The organism is Xylocopilactobacillus apis, assembly GCF_033095965.1.
Lineage (GTDB): Bacteria > Bacillota > Bacilli > Lactobacillales > Lactobacillaceae > Xylocopilactobacillus > Xylocopilactobacillus apis.
On record NZ_AP026801.1, the window covers coordinates 967815 to 986267 of the forward strand.

The 18453-nt window shown below is 31.5% G+C and carries 21 protein-coding genes, 1 pseudogene and 1 other annotated feature; of the genes and pseudogenes, 9 read left to right on the plus strand and 13 right to left on the minus strand.

Features of this window, described 5'->3' with window-relative positions; translation table 11 throughout:
- Positions 1 to 37: 37 nt before the first annotated feature.
- The 4 genes from pflA to R8749_RS04610 are packed head-to-tail and all read left to right on the plus strand — an operon-like array spanning position 38 to position 4281.
- A complete protein-coding gene (gene pflA / locus R8749_RS04595; RefSeq protein WP_317698275.1) occupies positions 38 to 895 on the plus strand; it encodes a pyruvate formate-lyase-activating protein in 858 nt (285 codons plus the stop codon).
- A gap of 33 nt (positions 896 to 928) precedes the next feature.
- Positions 929 to 1885, plus strand: a complete 957-nt coding sequence (locus R8749_RS04600; protein WP_317698277.1) for a LysR family transcriptional regulator — start codon at positions 929 to 931, stop codon at positions 1883 to 1885.
- 3 nt (positions 1886 to 1888) lie between these two features.
- Positions 1889 to 2806, plus strand: coding sequence for a manganese-dependent inorganic pyrophosphatase (locus R8749_RS04605; protein ID WP_317698278.1), 918 nt, complete (start codon positions 1889 to 1891; stop codon positions 2804 to 2806).
- A gap of 47 nt (positions 2807 to 2853) precedes the next feature.
- Positions 2854 to 4281, plus strand: coding sequence for an oligosaccharide flippase family protein (locus R8749_RS04610; protein ID WP_317698279.1), 1428 nt, complete (start codon positions 2854 to 2856; stop codon positions 4279 to 4281).
- Between the two features lie 54 nt (positions 4282 to 4335).
- On the opposite strand, the gene R8749_RS04615 is transcribed toward R8749_RS04610, so the two are convergent.
- Positions 4336 to 5340, minus strand: a complete 1005-nt coding sequence (locus R8749_RS04615) for a lactonase family protein (protein ID WP_317698280.1) — start codon at positions 5338 to 5340, stop codon at positions 4336 to 4338.
- 84 nt (positions 5341 to 5424) lie between these two features.
- Here R8749_RS04615 and R8749_RS04620 point away from each other — a divergent pair, with 84 nt between their 5' ends.
- Genes R8749_RS04620 through R8749_RS04635 form a run of 4 tightly spaced genes read left to right on the plus strand, consistent with a single transcriptional unit; the run spans position 5425 to position 8176 of the window.
- Positions 5425 to 5727 carry a type II toxin-antitoxin system RelB/DinJ family antitoxin gene (locus R8749_RS04620; protein WP_317698281.1) on the plus strand — a complete coding sequence of 101 codons (303 nt, stop codon included), beginning with the start codon at positions 5425 to 5427 and terminating at the stop codon, positions 5725 to 5727.
- Positions 5724 to 6023 carry a hypothetical protein gene (locus R8749_RS04625; RefSeq protein WP_317698283.1) on the plus strand — a complete coding sequence of 100 codons (300 nt, stop codon included), beginning with the start codon at positions 5724 to 5726 and terminating at the stop codon, positions 6021 to 6023. Before R8749_RS04620 ends, R8749_RS04625 begins: the two co-directional genes overlap by 4 nt.
- 41 nt (positions 6024 to 6064) lie before the next feature.
- Entirely contained in the window at positions 6065 to 6940 is an 876-nt protein-coding gene (gene scrK, locus R8749_RS04630; RefSeq protein ID WP_317698285.1) for a fructokinase ScrK, read from the plus strand.
- 21 nt (positions 6941 to 6961) lie between these two features.
- Complete coding sequence (locus tag R8749_RS04635; protein WP_317698286.1) at positions 6962 to 8176, plus strand: ArgE/DapE family deacylase; 1215 nt, start codon at positions 6962 to 6964, stop codon at positions 8174 to 8176.
- 291 nt (positions 8177 to 8467) lie between these two features.
- Here R8749_RS04635 and R8749_RS04640 read toward each other — a convergent pair whose 3' ends face one another.
- From R8749_RS04640 to R8749_RS04670, 7 genes and pseudogenes are all read right to left on the minus strand, one after another.
- Positions 8468 to 8734 (minus strand): hypothetical protein, encoded by a 267-nt coding sequence (locus R8749_RS04640; RefSeq protein ID WP_317698287.1) that lies wholly within the window; start codon positions 8732 to 8734, stop codon positions 8468 to 8470.
- Positions 8735 to 8925: 191 nt separating this feature from the next.
- Positions 8926 to 10235: pseudogene (dsdA, locus tag R8749_RS04645) on the minus strand (D-serine ammonia-lyase).
- Positions 10236 to 10346: 111 nt separating this feature from the next.
- Positions 10347 to 11549 (minus strand): acetate/propionate family kinase, encoded by a 1203-nt coding sequence (locus tag R8749_RS04650; protein WP_317698288.1) that lies wholly within the window; start codon positions 11547 to 11549, stop codon positions 10347 to 10349.
- Between the two features lie 16 nt (positions 11550 to 11565).
- Positions 11566 to 12501, minus strand: a complete 936-nt coding sequence (locus tag R8749_RS04655; RefSeq protein WP_317698289.1) for a class I SAM-dependent methyltransferase — start codon at positions 12499 to 12501, stop codon at positions 11566 to 11568.
- 51 nt (positions 12502 to 12552) lie between these two features.
- Positions 12553 to 13239, minus strand: a complete 687-nt coding sequence (locus R8749_RS04660) for a methionine ABC transporter permease (RefSeq protein WP_317698291.1) — start codon at positions 13237 to 13239, stop codon at positions 12553 to 12555.
- Positions 13226 to 14299 (minus strand): methionine ABC transporter ATP-binding protein, encoded by a 1074-nt coding sequence (locus R8749_RS04665; protein ID WP_317698512.1) that lies wholly within the window; start codon positions 14297 to 14299, stop codon positions 13226 to 13228. The genes R8749_RS04660 and R8749_RS04665 overlap by 14 nt, the downstream gene beginning before the upstream one ends.
- A 14-nt stretch (positions 14300 to 14313) precedes the next feature.
- Positions 14314 to 15153 (minus strand): MetQ/NlpA family ABC transporter substrate-binding protein, encoded by an 840-nt coding sequence (locus R8749_RS04670; RefSeq protein ID WP_317698292.1) that lies wholly within the window; start codon positions 15151 to 15153, stop codon positions 14314 to 14316.
- Positions 15154 to 15203: 50 nt separating this feature from the next.
- Positions 15204 to 15443, minus strand: a binding site (T-box leader).
- Positions 15444 to 15560: 117 nt separating this feature from the next.
- Here R8749_RS04670 and R8749_RS04675 point away from each other — a divergent pair.
- Entirely contained in the window at positions 15561 to 16715 is a 1155-nt protein-coding gene (locus R8749_RS04675; protein ID WP_317698293.1) for an ArgE/DapE family deacylase, read from the plus strand.
- On the opposite strand, the gene R8749_RS04680 is transcribed toward R8749_RS04675, so the two are convergent.
- Genes R8749_RS04680 through comGC form a run of 5 tightly spaced genes read right to left on the minus strand, consistent with a single transcriptional unit; the run spans position 16712 to position 18452 of the window.
- Positions 16712 to 16906, minus strand: coding sequence for a hypothetical protein (locus R8749_RS04680; RefSeq protein WP_317698294.1), 195 nt, complete (start codon positions 16904 to 16906; stop codon positions 16712 to 16714). The genes R8749_RS04675 and R8749_RS04680 overlap by 4 nt on opposite strands.
- Positions 16907 to 16964: 58 nt before the next feature.
- Complete coding sequence (locus tag R8749_RS04685) at positions 16965 to 17402, minus strand: ComGF family competence protein (protein ID WP_317698295.1); 438 nt, start codon at positions 17400 to 17402, stop codon at positions 16965 to 16967.
- Positions 17392 to 17703, minus strand: coding sequence for a hypothetical protein (locus tag R8749_RS04690; protein ID WP_317698297.1), 312 nt, complete (start codon positions 17701 to 17703; stop codon positions 17392 to 17394). The genes R8749_RS04685 and R8749_RS04690 overlap by 11 nt, the downstream gene beginning before the upstream one ends.
- A complete protein-coding gene (locus R8749_RS04695; protein ID WP_317698299.1) occupies positions 17690 to 18130 on the minus strand; it encodes a hypothetical protein in 441 nt (146 codons plus the stop codon). Before R8749_RS04695 ends, R8749_RS04690 begins: the two co-directional genes overlap by 14 nt.
- On the minus strand, positions 18120 to 18452 hold the full coding sequence (gene comGC / locus R8749_RS04700; RefSeq protein ID WP_317698301.1) for a competence type IV pilus major pilin ComGC: 333 nt from the start codon (positions 18450 to 18452) through the stop codon (positions 18120 to 18122). Before comGC ends, R8749_RS04695 begins: the two co-directional genes overlap by 11 nt.
- Position 18453: the final 1 nt, after the last annotated feature.

Here is an 18453-nt window from a genome sequence, read left to right on the forward strand (position 1 = left end):
TTTTTTGTCATAAGATAATGGGGTAGGTGAGGCACAGATGAATATTTACGAAAATAAAGTTGAAGTAAAAAAAGATGAAAAAATAAAGGGTTATGTCCACTCGATAGAAACTTTTGGTGCAGTTGATGGCCCTGGTATTCGCTATGTTGCTTTTCTTCAAGGTTGTCGAATGCGATGTCAGTATTGTCATAATCCTGATACTTGGAATATTGGGGTTGGCGATGAGATGACGGCTGAAGAAATTCTTGATGATGCAGAAAAATATCGAGCTTTTTGGGGACCTCAAGGAGGGATCACTTTAAGTGGAGGAGAGTCATTAGTTCAGATTGATTTTACACTTGATATTTTTAAAAAAGCTAAAGAAAGAAACATTAGCACTTGTCTTGATACAGCTGGCAATCCGTTTACTTGGAAAGAGCCGTTCTTTAGTAAATTTGAGGAATTGATGAAATATACAGATATTTCTCTTGTTGACATTAAAGTAATGGATCCAGTTAAACACAAGGAACTGACAGGGGTAGATAATAAAAATATTTTTGAGATGATTCAGTATATGGCTGAAAATAATGACGATATGTGGATTCGTCACGTTTTAGTTCCAGGTAAAACAGATTTTGATGAAGATTTAAAACAACTATCAGATTATGTTGCTAGTTTACCTAATAATGTTGTTAAAAAGGCTGAAATTCTTCCTTACCACACCTTAGGAGTTAGAAAATACCATGAAATGGAAATCCCTTATAAACTTGAAGAGGTTGAACCTCCTACAGCCGAAAGAGTTAAAAATGCCGAAAGAATCTTGAATACGGCTAATTATAATTTGTATAAAAATTGGCGACCAAAAAAATATAAAATATTCTGTTATAAAGATGAATTTAAGTATAGAATATGTTAAGCAGTTTGTTAAAGTTGGGTATTGAAAAAACATATGAAATCAAATAATGATAATGCGCTTTTAGTTAGATCTATCAGTTACTTTGTAGCACTTGCGCATAATTTAAGTTATACCGAAACTGCTGTACAACTAGGTATTAGTCAGCCTGCGTTAACCCAGCAGATAAAAAGATTAGAAGAAATCGTTGGAACTCCGCTTTTTTCCCTTGAGGGAAAAAAGATTCATCTAACAGATTCTGGCGAAATTTTTTTAAGAGCTGCTCAAAAAGTTAATGGGGTTTTTGCTGAAGCAAATGATGAAATAAAGTTAATTAGAGAACATTCTCATGATGTGATTAATATTGGTGTTATTTCTGCGATGCCAGCAAATGTTTTGGTTGATTTTATTGTAAAGTTTAGAAAGAATCATCCTAGTGTTGATTTTAATATAAAGTCGATTTTAAGACATAGTTTACGTTTTCAATTAGAGTCTGATTCTACCGATATTTTGGTTCTTTATTTACCAGATAATTCTTTTGCTGGTCTTAGCAAATATAGAACTAATAGAATTTCTAAATCAGAAATGCTTTTAGTTAGTCCTTTTAAAATTAATAATGGAAATAAAGTCACACTCGATGAGATTCACGATTATAATTGGGTTGGTTATCCCAAGGGATATTATATGGATCAGATAATAACTGAACAGTGTCATGACAGTAATATTTTTGTTCCAAGATATTCTGCTCGTTTTTCTCAGGTAGAGAATATTTTAACTTATGGGAAGAAAACTAAATCGATAGCTGCGATTCCAGATACTTGTTTACCTTTTGTAAAAGACGGAAGTTATATTTATGAGTTTAATCCAGTAATCAAGTTTGATGTTGCGATAGTTTATCGGACTAGTAAATTAAAAGTGCCAATTATTAACAAATGTTTAAACGAATTTGACTTATACTTACATCAAAAAGATTATTTAACTAGATTAAAAGAACTTGTGAGAGAGGATACTTAAATATTGGAAAAAGAACTTGTTTTTGGTCATAAAAACCCTGATACAGACGCGATTGGAGCTGCAATCGCTGCCGCTGATTATTTTAAACATCAAGGAATAGATACAGAGGCGGTAATTCTTGGGGAGCCAAACGAAGAGACAAAATTTGCGTTAAACTACTTTAATTTAGATGTTCCAAGAATTATTGAAAAGGCCGATACAGAAAAAGTAATTTTGGTTGATCATAACGAGGCAGAACAGTCGGTTTCAAATATTGAAGATTTAACAGTTACTCATGTAATTGATCATCATAAAATTAACTTTAAAACTGATTTACCTCTTTTCTATCATGCTGAGCCAGTTGGTTGCACTTCAACGATGCTATATAGATTTTACGAAAAGGATCAGGTTGAAATTCCAAAATCAATAGCCGGAATCATGCTTAGTGCAATTATTTCTGATACTTTATTGTTAAAAAGTCCAACAACTACTGATAAAGATCGGAGATCGTTGGAAAAGTTGGCGGCTATTGCTGGAGTAGATGATTATGAAAAATATGGCATGGAAATGCTAAAAGCAGGGACCAATTTATCAGGACGAACTAATCATGATATTATTGATGGTGATGCAAAATCATTTGAAATGGGCGGCAAAAAATTCAAAATTGGTCAAGTTAATACAGTTGATGTTGATGAGGTTATCCATCTTCCAGGTTTAAAAGATGACGTAAAAAAAGAATTGGAAAAAGAGGGATTTGATGATATCTTATTAGTAATTACTAATATTTTAGACTCAAATTCAAAAGGAATTTTCTTTGGTAGTGACAGTTCTGCGGTTGAAAAAGCATTTAATGCTAAATTAAAAAATCAAATTATTGATTTACCTGGTGTTGTTTCGCGGAAAAAACAGATTGTTCCTAATTTAACTAAAGAAATGGAATAAAACATAAGAATGGGGTTAGTTCTAACCCCATTTTTTATCTAAATTAAATGAAAAAATTAGTTCAAAATTTAATCTATAATGGTTTATATCAAGCTATTTATGTGGTTTTACCTTTTATAACTTTACCGTATGTTCAAAGAGTTTTTACGAATAAACAAATTGGAATTAACTCTTATGTTAATTCAATTCCCCTTTTCTTAAGTGTTTTAATTGGAATGGGGATGATCCAAATTGGTCCAAAAATTATAGCTAGTAGTGATAAAGCTGACTATTATGATGAAGTAACCAAACTTTGGGGAATTCAATTTTTTGTTGGAATTACAACTTTAATTGTTTATACGATTTTTGTATTTTTGTTTTTAGATTTTAAGGTATATTTTTTGTTTGAAATACCTTATCTTATTGGCTATATTTTTGATTTGTCATGGTATTTTTGGGGAACTGGAGAAGCAAAAGAAGTAATTATCAGGAATACGTTAATTAAAGTGGTAATTACAATTTCTATTTTTGTTTTCATTCATAGCAGTAAAGATCTTTGGATTTACATTTTAATTAACAGTGTCACTTATTTAGCTAATTTAATCTTTTTTGCGCGGATGCAAAAGGATTTGGGTAAGAGAATTCGTTTAAAAGATCTTAGTTTTAAAAATAAGTATTTAAAATCTGCAATAATTGTTGTTATTCCATTGTTAGCAACTAAGGTTTACACATCTTTTGATCAAACTTTAGTTAAATTTCTTTCTAATGCAGTTCAATTATCGTATTATTCACAGGTTCAAGTTTTGATCACTGCTGTTTATACAGTTATTGCGTCAACAAGTTCTATATTGATGCCAAAATTAGCTGAACTGGAAGCTAAGCAGTCAAAAGATCAAATGCTGAAATTATTAAAAAAATCTCTTCAATATACGTTAATTTTATCGCTATTTTGTGCTGCTGGTTTAATGGTAAATGCACATGACTTTATGCTTTGGTATTCTGGACCAAGATATTACGATAGTATTAATAATTTATTTTTTGCTTCAATGATTGTAGTTTTTATTCCAGTCGGTGGGGTATTTAGTAATCAATATTTATTAGCAGAAGGAAAATATGTGCGCTATTCAGTTCCTACTTTACTTGCAGCTGGGATTTCTTTAATTTCTAATTTTATTGTATTGGGAATCTTTCACTGGGGCGCAGATGGGGCAACATTTACGATTTGTTTGTGTGAAGGTTTAGTTTTTGCTTTGTTTATTTGGTTGTGTCGTAAAGATTTAGACCTTCATTATTTGTTTAAAGGAAGTTGGAAAAGTTTACTAATTTTTCTTATTGTTTTAGGAACCGGATATTTCTTGCCATTACATTTTAGCCTTTTTATTAACTTAGTAATTAGAACAGTTTTCATCACAGTTTTGGCCGTTATATTGTCAATAATTTTTAAATTAGAAATAGTTGACGATCTCAAGAAAGTATTTGTTAGACACACATCTTAATTACAAAAAATCCCCAGAAAGCTACGATTTTCTGGGGATTTTCGATAACAAAGTTTATTCAAAAAATTCAACAAAAGTTGGTTCGTGAAGTTTTATATTTTTTTGTTGGATCTTAAGACTTCCATTATCCAATATTTTAAACAAAGTGCCATTATCGGTATTTTGGTTTCCAACAAATAGTAACTTATAATGATCATTTATTGCAAAATCGCGAGGAAAATCACCTTCTGTAGAAATATTTTGAATTTCTTTTAATTTTGCTCCATTGTTTTTAACTTCAAAAACAATAATTGAATTAAATCCTCGATTAGCAGCGTAAAGATGAGTTCCATCTTTAGAGATCTTGATTGCACTTGCTCCATTATGTCCATCATAACCAGCAGGGATTGTTGGATAAGATTCGATTTCTTCAATTTGTTCGCCATAACTAAAGATTTTTATTTCACTTCCTAACTCGCCAATGCAATAAAAATAATTTCCGTTGGGATTAAAAATTATATGTCTTGGGCCAAAACCAGGATCTACTTTAATTTTTTGTGATACAGATAGCTTTTTATTTGAGGTTTCGAATAAAATAATTTCGTCAGTCCCAAGATCACAGCTAATTAATTTTTCATCTGGAGTAAGATCAATATAATGAAAATGAGAGGAATCCTGTTCATCTTTAATTCCTTTGCCGTGGTTAGTATAAGAATCCAAAAGATCTATTTTTCCATCATTTGATAAAGAATATAAATTGACAGTTCCAGCATGATAATTAGCATCGAAAATAAGATTGTGTTCTTTGTTAACTGCAACATAGGCAGGTGGTGTTTGATCTTTTACATATTCCGAAACTTTTTTAAAATTTTCTCCTTGTTTTTTAAAACATGCAATCCCACCTTGATCTTTATTCTTAAGAATACTGATAATAGTTTCATCAAAGATGACAAGATAAGTTGGATTATCAATTTTTATCAGTAGGGAAGGATCAGATACCTCATAAGTTTGCATATTGATCTTGCTTATATAAATCCCTTGACTATTTTTTTTGGTATAACCACCAGTTATAATATTCATTTAAAATATCTCCTTTTATTAACATTATAAAACATCAACGTTCTATTTTTGTGATAAAATAAAGAAAAAAGGAAGATTATTTCGATGAATAACAAAAAATCTAATGTCAATATGAAAATCGATGCTGATCTCAAAAATAATGCAGAGATCCTATTAGATAGTATGGGATTAACGTTAACAAGTGCATTTAACATCCTTTTAAAAGAAATTGTTAGGACGGGAAGATATCCTTTTGTTCCAACTTCTAGTATTTCTATTACTGCCAATAAAAGGCAAGAAGATATCAAGCAGTTATCTTTGTTTTCGCCAGTAACCGATCTTTCAGTAATGAATAATGGTAAAACAAATGATCCAGAATTTAATATTTGGCTTAATGGAATGCAATGAAAGTATATAAAATTGTTGATAAGAAAAAATACCTTTTATTAATTCAAATTGAAAAAGGTTATCAGATCTTCTTTTTGTTAAATGATTTGTACCGAGAAGAATCTTCTTTTTATCGTCGAAATTTTTTTCCGATTACTAATACAGATAAATTCAAAAAGGTTTATTATGTAGATACCTCCAAAAGATATCGGGTAAAGGTTAATGCTTTAAATTTAAAATTTTTTACTGAACTTTCAGAAAATGATCAAAAAAAATTAAAATTCTTTTTGGAGAATAAAGAAAATCATCTTAGCTGATTTAAGATTTACAATATATTTCAAAAAAGTGAGGTTTTAAAATGTTATTAGGCAGTGTTGAAGCAGGTGGTACCAAATTTGTGTGTGCTGTAGGTAATGAAGATTACCAGGTTTTACATAAAACACAATTTTCAACAAGTGACCCCCAATCGACAATTAAAAAAACAATTGAATTTTTTCAACAATATCCAGATTTAGCTGCGTTATCTATTGCTTCGTTTGGACCTATTGAGTTACAAAAAAACAATCCTCACTATGGTTACGTCACTAAAACTCCAAAATTAAAGTGGCGTGATACTGATTTTTTGGGACCAGTTAAAGACGCCTTAAAAGTCCCAATCTTTTTTACAACTGATGTTAATGCTTCCGCATATGGCGAATTTGTTGCTTCGCAGCTTTACAATGAAAAAATTGATTCTCTTGTATATTATACGATCGGTACTGGTGTTGGTGGCGGTGCGGTATTAAACGGAAAAATACTACAGGGAATCGGACATCCAGAAATGGGGCATACATTTGTTAAAAGACATCCAGATGACTTGGATTTTAAAGGTATTTGTCCCTTTCATGGTGATTGTTTAGAAGGTCTTGTTTCAGGTCCAACGTTTGATGCTCGTTTGAATATACCTGGATCAGAAGTTTCTAAAGAACATCACGTTTGGGATATTATGGCTTATTATGTTGCACAGGCTGCGATTCAACAAACGATGATTATTCGACCAAATAACATTGTATTTGGCGGGGGAGTAGTAAGTGAAGAATTTTTGGTCAAAGTTAGAAAAGAGTTCAGTGCCTTATTAAATGATTATGTGAATGTGCCTGATTTAAATAAGTATATTCAAATGCCAAGAGTTAAGGATAATGGCTCAGCCACCTTGGGTAACTTTGCATTAGCTTATCGAGTTCAAGAAGAATAATATTGGGAGGATAATCTCGTCGTGAATGATAGTGAAAAAATTTCTATTTTAAGTAAACTGATTAGCTTTAAATCAGTTAACGGGCACGAAAAAGCCATTGCTGAGTATTTACAAGAACTTTTAAACAAATATGGTATTGAGAGCGAAATCGTTCCAGTTAGTGACGACAGAGCTGATTTAGTTGCAGAAATTGGTTCAGGCACCCCGGTGCTTGCTGTTTCAGGACATATGGATGTTGTCGATGTTGAATTAGCAAATTGGAAAACTGATCCTTTTACAATGACTGAAATTGATGGCAAGTTATACGGACGCGGCTCAACTGATATGAAATCAGGTCTTGCAGCATTAGTCATTGCGTTGATTGAATTAAAACAAAGTAATACGCCAATTAATGGAACAATTAGATTGTTAGCTACAGCTGGTGAAGAAGTGGGACAGGCAGGGGCTGAATTACTTCAAAAGAAAGGGTATATGGAGAATGTAGATACCCTTTTAATTGGCGAGCCTTCAGGTTATCGAGCAGTTTATGCCAATAAAGGTGAACTGGATATTACAATTAAATCTAAAGGAAAAGCTGCTCATAGTTCAATGCCTGCGCTAGGTAATAATGCAGTTCAGCATTTAATTAATGTTCTTAATAAAATTCAAGCCTCAATAAAGGGCTATATGGATATAAAAAATGATGTATTGGGTGGAACCGTATTCAATATTGATGTTATTAATGGAGGAACGCAGCCTAATGCAATTCCTGGTTCTGCAGAAGCTGTTTTAAATATAAGAACTATCCCTGAGTTTGATAACAAAAAAATTATAGATTTAATACAAAGCGAAATTGATCAGTATAATAATTCCACCAACGGAAATATTTCAATGGAAATTGGGATGGAAATCATAGCGATTATCGGTAATGTTAATTCTAAAATTATTGATCTAATTAAGACGATCGCTCAACCTTACATGAGTAAAATTAAATATACGCCTGAACAAATTAAAGTAGCTGAAAAACAGTCTGAACTAACAGGAATGCCGTTTTCGACTACTGAAATTAAAACAATGGGAGTTTCTGGCGGAACAGATGCTTCGAAATTCCTAATTGATCAGCCAAATAATGCTAATTATGTTGTTTTTGGTCCTGGCGAAAATAATGCTCACCAGGATAACGAATATGTTACTAAAGAAATGTATTTTGACTTTATTGAAATTTACAAGAAAATCTTTGTTGAATTTTTTAAGTAAATCTTTTCATCCGTCATAAATTAGCTATTAATAAATATAACTCTCTGCCATTATTCTAGTTGAGAGTTTTTGTATTTTAGGAATAAAGTCTAGCTAATAATTACTAGCAGGATTTGACTTTCCATCTAATATGTAAATTCAGTTTGACTTCGTATAATATATATTATGTTAACCAAATTATTTTTGAAAGTTCACCACCAGTTTTTTAATTATATTGTTCACTAATTGATCAAAAAAAATACCCCACAAGTTTCTTAGCTTTTGGGATACTCGGCAAAGTTATATTAAAAATTACCAAACACTATTGATGCTTGAAACTGCGCCAGTGTCAAATTGTTCATTGCTTAGGCCAGTTATTTCAGAAAATTTTTTTACAAGTGTTGGCTTGTCTAATTTTGTGCGTAAATAAAGGTTTGTCTGATCTTTAGTATTTACCCAACTCCCTAATTCCTTTAGTAAAGGATATTTAGCAACATCAATTTTATAATTGTTTTTTAATGCAAAGACTACAGTAACTTCGTTTATTGAATCTGATATTTCTTTTTTTAGTGATTTCATTGTAAATCTTCCTTTACACTTTAAGAGTAATTCTTTTATTCTTTTTTATAAATAGTATAAATGTTTAATTTAAATGTTGAATCTTAAAGCGAGTTCAGTCAATTAAGATCAAATTAGTTTTAAAATCAATATCATCCATTTAGATGGTAAGTTTGTCCGGTTTTTAATTATTCGCTGCAGCTAAATTAAAATTACAGCAGTTCATGGTTTAAAATTGATTTTCCTAACTTGTAAATTTGCTGATGCTCGTTATCAGGAACTAACATTCCGCCAGTTGACCAAATAATATGGTTTGAATTTTCCATTGGAAAATGATTGGATAAATAGTTTTGAGCTTGTCTTAAGGCAGCAAAACCCCGGTAGCTGATGGTTCAACTTTAATGTTTTCAGTGTCCCATAATTGAGCTGTATAAGCTAAAACTCTAGCATCTTCAAAAGTTCCAATTCCAAGTAAAAGAGTCTTCATAATTTTTCCTGCAATTCTCGACGGTCTACCTACTGCCAAACCGTCTGCTTCAGTTAAACCGTCGAGTCCGATATCATATACTGATATCTTATCATTGAGTCCCGTTGCCATGCCTAAAAGAACGGAAGGAATATGAGTGGGTTCTGCAAATATTGGATGCACATTTTCTCCTAAAATGGTTTTTAATCCAAAAGAAACTCCACTAGGAGATCCACCAACTCCTGCAGGTAAGTAGACGAATAGAGGATGATCTTTATCCACTTGAATATTTTGATCTTTTAATTGTTTTTGCAGACGAATTGCAGATACTGAATAACCTAAAAATAAGTCGTAGCTCCCCTCGTCATCTATAAAATACATTTTAGGATCCTCGGCAGCTTTTTTTCGGCCAGCAGTTATTGCTGAAGTAAAACTACCTGGATATTCAATGACATTAACTCCTTTTGCACGTAAAAGGTCTTTTTTCCATTTTTTTGCATCATGGGACATATGAACAGTTACCTGAAAACCTAGATGGGCTGCAACAATTCCAATACTTAAAGCTAAGTTTCCAGTTGAACCGACGGAAACGCCATAGTTACTAAATAATTTGTGAAATTTAGACTCTCTTAAAATAGAATAATTATCCATATAAGTTAGCATTCCTGATTCAATTGCAACTTGTTCAGCAAATTTTAAAACTTCATAAATTCCTCCGCGAGACTTAATAGAACCAGAAATGGGTAATTTATTGTCTTCTTTTAAATAAACATTTCCAGTTAAAGAATAATGTTCAAATTTTGTAACAGCTTCTTTCATTTTAGGTATTGGAGTCAGGGGTGATTCTAAAATACCATTACTTTGAGTAGTTTCAGGAAATTCTTCTTTAAAGTAAGGCGCAAATCTTTGAAATCTAGCTTCGGCATCAAATATATCAGCTTGATCTACTGGTAAAACAGCTTTTTTACCATATTCAGGATTAACCCAAAAAACTTCTTTTTCTTCTTTTAAATCATAAACGATTGTCGTTTCTTTTATCAAATTATTGATATCCAAGATTTCAAAACCTCCTTGATTTACTGTAAATTTTACTTCAAAAAATTAACTAAAATTCATTATTTTAAATATTTAAAAAAGTCCTAAATAATCAGGACTTTTTTGTACAATTTATTTTTTACTTAAATAACCAATGTTATAAGCATCTCTAGCAATCATTAATTCTTCATCAGTTGGGATTAATAAGACTTTTACTTTAGATCCTTCCCCTGTAAGGTCTCTCTCTTCTCCACGAACATGATTTTTTTCGGAATCAATTTTTGCACCAATAAAAGAAAGATGGTCAACAATACTTTGTCTAACGCCAATATCGTTTTCGCCGATGCCTGCTGAAAAGATAAGAGCATCTACTGATCCCATCTCGGCTACATAAGAACCAACGTATTTTACAATTCTATTTATAAATATGTCGATAGCTAATTTGGCTTGATCGTTAGTATCTTGTTCTTTTTCAAGATCTCTCATATCAGGAGATAATTCAGAAATTCCCAAGAGCCCAGACTCTTTATTTAAAATATCAGCCATTTCGTCTGGATTATTAATATCAAGCTGCTTCATTAAGTAAAGTACTAATGATGGATCAATATCACCAGATCTGGTTGACATTGTGATTCCGGCCATTGGGGTAAAACCCATTGAAGTATCGATAACTTTACCATGATTTGTAGCAGTTATTGAAGCTCCACTCCCAAGGTGTAAAGAAATAATATTTAAATCTTCAATATTTTTGTTAAGGATTTTAGCAGCTCTGTCTGTTAAATATCGATGACTGGTTCCGTGAGCACCATATTTTCTTGCGCCATAAAGTCGATAATATTTCATTGGAATGCTGTATAGATAATTTTCTTTAGGCATTCCAGTGTAAAGCGCAGTATCGAAAACGGCAACCTGAGGGAGTTCAGGATTATAATCCCTGAATGCTTCCATTCCGCGAGCTTCGCTATAATTATGCAGCGGAGCATAAATAGATAAATATTTAATGTTATTAATTACGTGTTGATCAACAAAAGTCGATTTCTCATAGTTTTCACCGCCTGCAACAACTCGGTGCCCAACTCCGCCAAGTTCATCTAAACTTTTTAATACTTTACAGTCGATCAATTCTTTAAGTAAAAGCTTGACTGCTTCACTATGATCTTTGATGTCTTTTTTAATTTCAAATGAATTATCATTCGAAGTTTTAAGAGTGAATACTGAATCCGTTAATCCAAGACGATCGACCATGCCAGAAGCAATAACCTTTTCTTCTGGCATTTCAAAAAGTTTAAATTTAAGTGTTGAGCTTCCACAATTAATAGCAATAACCTTAACCATTTTTATAATTCCTTATCTATTCTTTAATTTCTTTACTCCACGCATTTATAATTGAAAATAACTTCTGATAGCTTTTAATATCTTCAATATTCTGAAATTCATAAATTAAAACAGGATTAATTTGTTTTGCACTACTTCCCTGCTTTTGAAGAATAATAATGCTCTTTGCAAATTTTTTATCAACAAAACTATTAAGAGGTAAGCTAATAATTCCTTGAATAAAAGCGTTTTCTCTTATTATGTTTAATAATACACCATTTTGCTTGCTAGTAAAAATGTTTTGAGGAGCTGCAAATATTGCAAATCCATTTTTTTTAAGAATCTTTAAACTTTTTTCAACAAAAAGGTTCTGAACGTATGTATAGTCATCACTAACTTTAACCTTGAAATCGCTAATGTTATCTTTTTGAGGATAATATCCAACGGGTAGATCCCCGATTACAAAATCAACTTTATCTAATGGTTCATATCCAATGACGTCATCAAAAATTAAATCAACTGAATTTCTAAAATTAAATAACGAACGATAATTTTGGGCTAGATGAATAAAATCTTCATTATTGTCAACTCCGAATGCATTAATGTTTCCGTTTTTTAAGTTACTTAAAATCGAAAAAATCAGACTACCAGATCCAACTCCAAAATCAACTATATTAGCTGGTTCTTTTTTAATTAATACACTGATTATTTCAGAGAAAATAACTCCAATCGAAGGAGGCGTTAGACGATGATTAAAATCTGGATCGTTTTTTACCAAGACATTAATAATAATGCTTTCTACTAGCAGTTGCTTATTATATAAATCCAACTTGTTCAGATTGTATTTTTTTATAGTTGGATTTGTGGTTTCACTGGTATTTAAATCCGTAACAAAATTACTAATTTCATTAATATCGGTGAAGTTAAATTCTTTATAAATTTGATTAAAATTCTTAAGTATATTGTTATCCATAGTTTAAGTAACATTTTAATCGAAAAAATAGATAAATTAAAGGCTTAAATATTAATGAGAAAGATGTTTAACGATTTGATCACCGATAAATTGAATGATAAAGACAAAAATCAAAATAAATATCGTTGCTACAATTGTAACATCATTTTCAAATCTCTGAAATCCAATATTAACTGCTAAACTCCCAAGTCCTCCGGCACCAACAGCCCCAGCCATTGCAGTTAATCCAATTAAACTAATAATTGTCAAGACACTTGCTCTAATTAATTCTGGCAATCCTTCAACTAAATAAACATTAAAAATTATACTCAGATTTGACTCACCCATTGCCTGCGCCGCTTCAATTACACCTGGATCAACTTGAACTAATGCATTTTGGACTTGACGTGCATAAAACGGCATTGCTGAAGCGACCAATGGAACTAAGGCGGCAGTTGGACCGATCGTAGTATGAACAATTAATCTAGTAAATGATGCTAAAAGAGCAAGCATAACGATAAAAGGAATTGATCTTAAAACATTTACAACTTTATCAAGAATACTGTAAAAAACTGGATGCGGATCAATTCCTCTTTTATCAGTCACGATCAATAAAATTCCTAAAAATAATCCAAGAATACCAGCAATTATTGCACTCATAAAAGTCATATAAATTGTTTGTCCAATTGCACTGATAAATCCATAATCGCCATTCCAATTAGCTAAAACATTTGGCATAAATTTTTCAATTAAGTTCATTTATATCTCCCTCAGATGGATTTAACTCGGTTACCTTAACTCTAGATTCATTTAAATAATTAAGCGCATTTTGCACGCTTTGTTCAGTACCAGACAAAATAACAACAAGATTTCCCAAAGGCTGTCCTTGAAGCATTTCAATATTACCGTATAAAATATTGGCAGAAACCTGAAATTTCTCATATAAAGAAGAAATTAATGGTTCATCTGTTGAATCTCCGAAATAGGATAAACTTAAGAGCTTTTGATCTTTTGATAAATGTTTAACGTTTTCTTGCTCATAAAGGACTTTTAGAGTTTCATCTAGACGGGTTGTCGTATTGATAAAAGATTTGGTTAAAGATTTTTGTGGTTCGCTAAATATTTGGTAAACCGAACCTTCTTCAATTATTTTGCCTTGATCCATCACTGCAACGTGATGACTGATTTGTTTAATTGCTTCCATTTGATGAGTAATTAAAACGATTGTTAATCCCAGTTTTTTATTAATTTGATCCAATAATTCAAGAATTGATTGAGTTGTTTTAGGATCTAAGGCACTTGTTGCTTCATCTGAAATCAGAATATCAGGATGGTTGGCAATTGCGCGGGCTATTCCAACCCGCTGTTTTTGACCGCCGGAAAGTTCACTTGGATAATTATTAGCTTTATCGCTTAACCCGACTAGATCTAATAGCTCATTTACTCGATCATTTTTTTGTTTTTTAGATAGATCAGTTCCCTTCAATGCAAAAGCAACGTTATTAAAAATTGTTCTGGCATTCATCAGATTAAAATGTTGAAAAATCATTCCAATTTTTTTTCGGCTGATACGCAATTCTTTATCGCTAAGTTCTAAAAGATTTTGCTTATTAACGATAACTTGACCACTTGTTGGCTTTTGCAATAGATTAATTAATCTGACTAGTGTACTTTTACCAGCACCAGAATATCCTACTATTCCAAAAATATCTCCCTTGTTGATGGTCAAATTCACGTTATTAACTGCACTAACTTGTTTTTTCTTGCTATTAAATTCGACACTAACGTTTTTTAATTGAATAATTGGTTCAGTCAAGATATTTTCCTCGATCTTTAAAATTTATAATTCCAAGCAGCTATTGTTGATCCTTTGTAAACTTCTTTTATTTTTTTAGCTACAGCTTCAGTTTGGTAAGCTTTTACAACTTCTTTATAAGTTTTATTATTTTTGTCTTTCTTTTGAGCAGCGATGATATTAACCCACGGTTTTGATTTTTTGGTTATTTTTTCAGTGTAGATCGCGGTACTAGGATCTAATTTTGCGTCTAAGGCAACATTATTATTTACAATTGCAATTGCAACATCATTCATCGATCTTGGAGTCTGAGAAGCATCAAGTGGTGTAATTTTTAACTTCTTTGGATTTTTAATAACATCATTAGGTGTTGGAAGTTCGACATTACTCTTTAAAGTAATTAATTTAGCTGATTCTAAAAGCTGAAGAGCTCTTGCTTGATTTGTAGCATCATTGGGAATTGAAACTTCATCTCCCTTTTTCAGATCTTTGATACTTTTAATTTTTTTAGAGTAAACCGCTAATGGGGCAATAATTGTATTTCCGATTGGAACAAGGTCTGCGTGGTGAGCCTTATTCCAATTATTTAGATAAAAAATGTGTTGGTAAGAGTTAAGATCAATGTCGCCGCTGTTTAGAGCTTGATCAGGCTGATCATAGTTTGTAAATTGAACTAATTTAATGTTGATTCCCTTTTTCTTTAGCTGTGGCTTAATTGAATCCCATACCCGTTCATCTGATCCAATAATCCCAACTTTAACAGTTTTTTCTTCTGTACCTGTAGACGAAGAACTCTTCTTGTTATTACCACAAGAAACTAACAAAAATGCAGTAAACAAAGTAACTGCGAATAATAATAATTTTTTACTTTTTTTCATTTTATTTTCCTCCTAAAATTTAAACCAAAAAAAACTCGTTTCTAAAATATTTTAGAAACGAGTCTTCCCGGGTACCATTCTATTTCGAAATAAGCTTACACTTATCCCCTCACTAACTTACAGTTACAATCTATAAGCGTGCACGATAATGGGTGCCGGGCATCGTTACTTAACAAATTCAGTAACGCCAATCATGGGCCATTTTCAATTAACGGCATCTAACTTGTTCTCATTCTACCAAGCTCTCTGTATAGATTAAATTAATTTACTTTCCCAATCACTTTGTTTGGTTTTATAATGCATAAAATTTAAACCATTTTTTGAGAGTTGTCAAACTTTTTTTTAAAAATACCAGATCTGATGTAATATTGTTTAATAATAATCATTCCAAGAGGAGGGAATAAAACTTGGATAAAAATAAAAAAATTGAAATATTAAAAGATCTGATTCAAATTAATTCGGTTAATGCTCATGAAATTAAAGTTGCTGAATATCTTCATAAATTGTTTGACGAATATCACATAAAAAATGAAATTTTACCTTTAAATGATGATCGTGCCAATTTCATCGCTGAGATCGGAACCGGTGAAGATCCTCGAATTTTAGGATTTTCTGGTCATATGGATACTGTTGCAGTACCTGACCCAAAAGATTGGAAATATGATCCGTTTTCGGCCCATATTGAAGGAGAAAAAGTATATGGGCGGGGATCTGCTGATATGAAGGGCGGTTTAGCTGCTCAGGCAATTGCTTTAATTGAGTTAGTAGAAGAAAATAAGATTCCAGTGGGAAAAATTCGCTGGCTGGTAACTTATGGTGAAGAAAATGGTGCTCCTGGTTCTGAAGTGCTAACAGATCAAGGTTATTCAAAAGATTTAACAGCATTGGTTATCTCTGAGCCTACAAGTGGAAAAATTATTTATGCCCATTCTGGATTTTTAAACTACCGAATAGAAAGTTATGGTGTTGCTGCACATAGTTCTGAACCAAGTAGAGGCGTTAACGCAATTAGTAACTTAATTCCATTTTTAAACGCTGAGGCTCATCTTTTTGATGATGCACCAGACGATCCATTGTTGGGAAAAGTACCCCACAGCATTACAATAATTGAAGGCGGCAAACAAATTAATTCAATTCCAAATTATGCTGAACTGCGGGGGAATATTCGTCCAACCAAGGCTTTTTCGAACGAAGAAGTAATTTCTCGTTTGAAACAAGAAATTAAAAAAATTAATGATATTCCAGATCACAATTTAAAATTTAAAATAATAAATGATTTTGTTCCCGTTGAAACAGATCCTAAAAGTGATTTTGTTCAGTTTGTTAAAAATATGACAGCTAAAGGGTTTAACACTGATAAAGTTGAACTTGGAATTATTAAAGGCGGAACGGATGCTAGTTTATTTATTAAAACTAATCCTGATTTACCAGTTGTTATTTTAGGCCCCAATGAATGGGATCTTGCGCATCAAACTGACGAGTACACAACCTTAAGCAGTTTTAATAACGTTATTGACTCGTTAAAACTCATTGGAGAAAATTTCTTTACTGATACCATCTAATGATTAAATACTCGCTTGTAACCATTGTTAAGTTTAACGATTGTAACACCATTTTGTTTTAGTAAAATTCCTTGGTTAGTAGTGAATTTTTCTGCATTTTCAGGGGCTAACCTTCGAATGGAATCAGCTAAATAAAAATTCGTTATTAATTTACTTGACTGAGTTTCATCAACTGTATTTTTTTGGATCATAAGAACTGTTATTAAAATTAGAGTAAAAATTAAAACTACACTGTAAATAATGCTTGCTTCACTTTTGGGTGGGCGAAAAAAATAGATACCCTTCAAATTTTTTCCCGTTACTATAGATTGTTTCTTTAACAGTTTCATTATTGCTTCTTTCATAAATAAGATTATCAATATCGGTTAAAAGGGGCATATGACCTCCCATAATTCCACGAACTCTAATCATGTTTTTATATTTTTCTAAAAATATTGTGCCAGAATTCGTTATATTAGATATTTTTAATTTATCTTGGGAAAATTCCATTAGTTCAAAATTATCACCCAAATAAATATCTCTTTGAATTACAGCAAGATGATAATCGTTAACTGAATTATTTGTGATATTCTGATTGACAGATTTAACACAATTTACAATCATTGTAATTACAACTAATGATAAGCAAGTAATAAAAAGCGAAATTATTGCTTCAATCAATAAAAAAGCAGGATATTTATTTTTCATTCCAAGTAATTTCCATCTTTTTACGATTGTTAAGATTAATGGCCCAAATTTTATTTTGCTGGACAATAATTTGATATTTAATATTATTTAAAATGATTTGTTGAGGAATTTCTGTCTTCTTTTGCTTAGCAATAACGGCAGTTCTGATACAAAATGCTAAGTTCTCTGACTCAGAGAACTTTTTTGTTGCTCTGATACTTGAAATGTATGTACTAGTTAAGCTAAAAACCCCAAGAGATAAAATGCTAAGGGAAATGATACTTTCTAGCATGATGAAAGCTTTATTTTTATACTTTAACAAAAGAAGCATTCCCCCACCCCATCTGTAATGTTAAACGATAAAGAGCATTAGTATTTTTGTCACGAAAAGAAATAGTTGTAGGAGAAATTCCTGCTTCACCATAAAGTCTGATTTGAACAGTTCTTACAATAAACAAAAATGTAGGTACTTTAACACAAGTTTTTGTTTCTTGGGAATTGAGTTCTTTTACCGTCATTTTTCCTCTTTCGTGATCAAATTCAACAAATAATTGTTCATTATTAACAAGAGCTCGCTCTTTTAAAACATTAAATTTTTTATTTATTTCATTTGAGAAATTTGTTAGTTCTTGATTTTGTAAGATTTTTTTGGGGATCAATAAGGAAAGATTTATTACCATGACAGTAATCGAAATTGTAATGATCGTCTCTATTAAAGTAAAAGCCGGTAATTCCTTATTAATTTTCAATACCAACATTACCATCAGCACTGATTTTTATTTTTGCTTTTTTGGCTTGTTCAACTTGCTGATTACTAATTGCTCCTGCGTCTTTTAGTTTTTCAAGCGTAATTGGCTTTTCAATGTCATCTTCGTACAGATTAACTTGAGTTTGAATTGTTGTAACTAAGGCATTATCTGTTTTATTTTCCGCTTTTTTCTTCTGACTATTTAAGTTTGGCAGAATTAAGAGCATTAATAACCCAATAATGAACAGCACAATTACCATTTCAATTAAGGTAAAAGCTGGTGCCTTGTGATTTTTTTTGATTTTATTTACTAATTGGTTCATT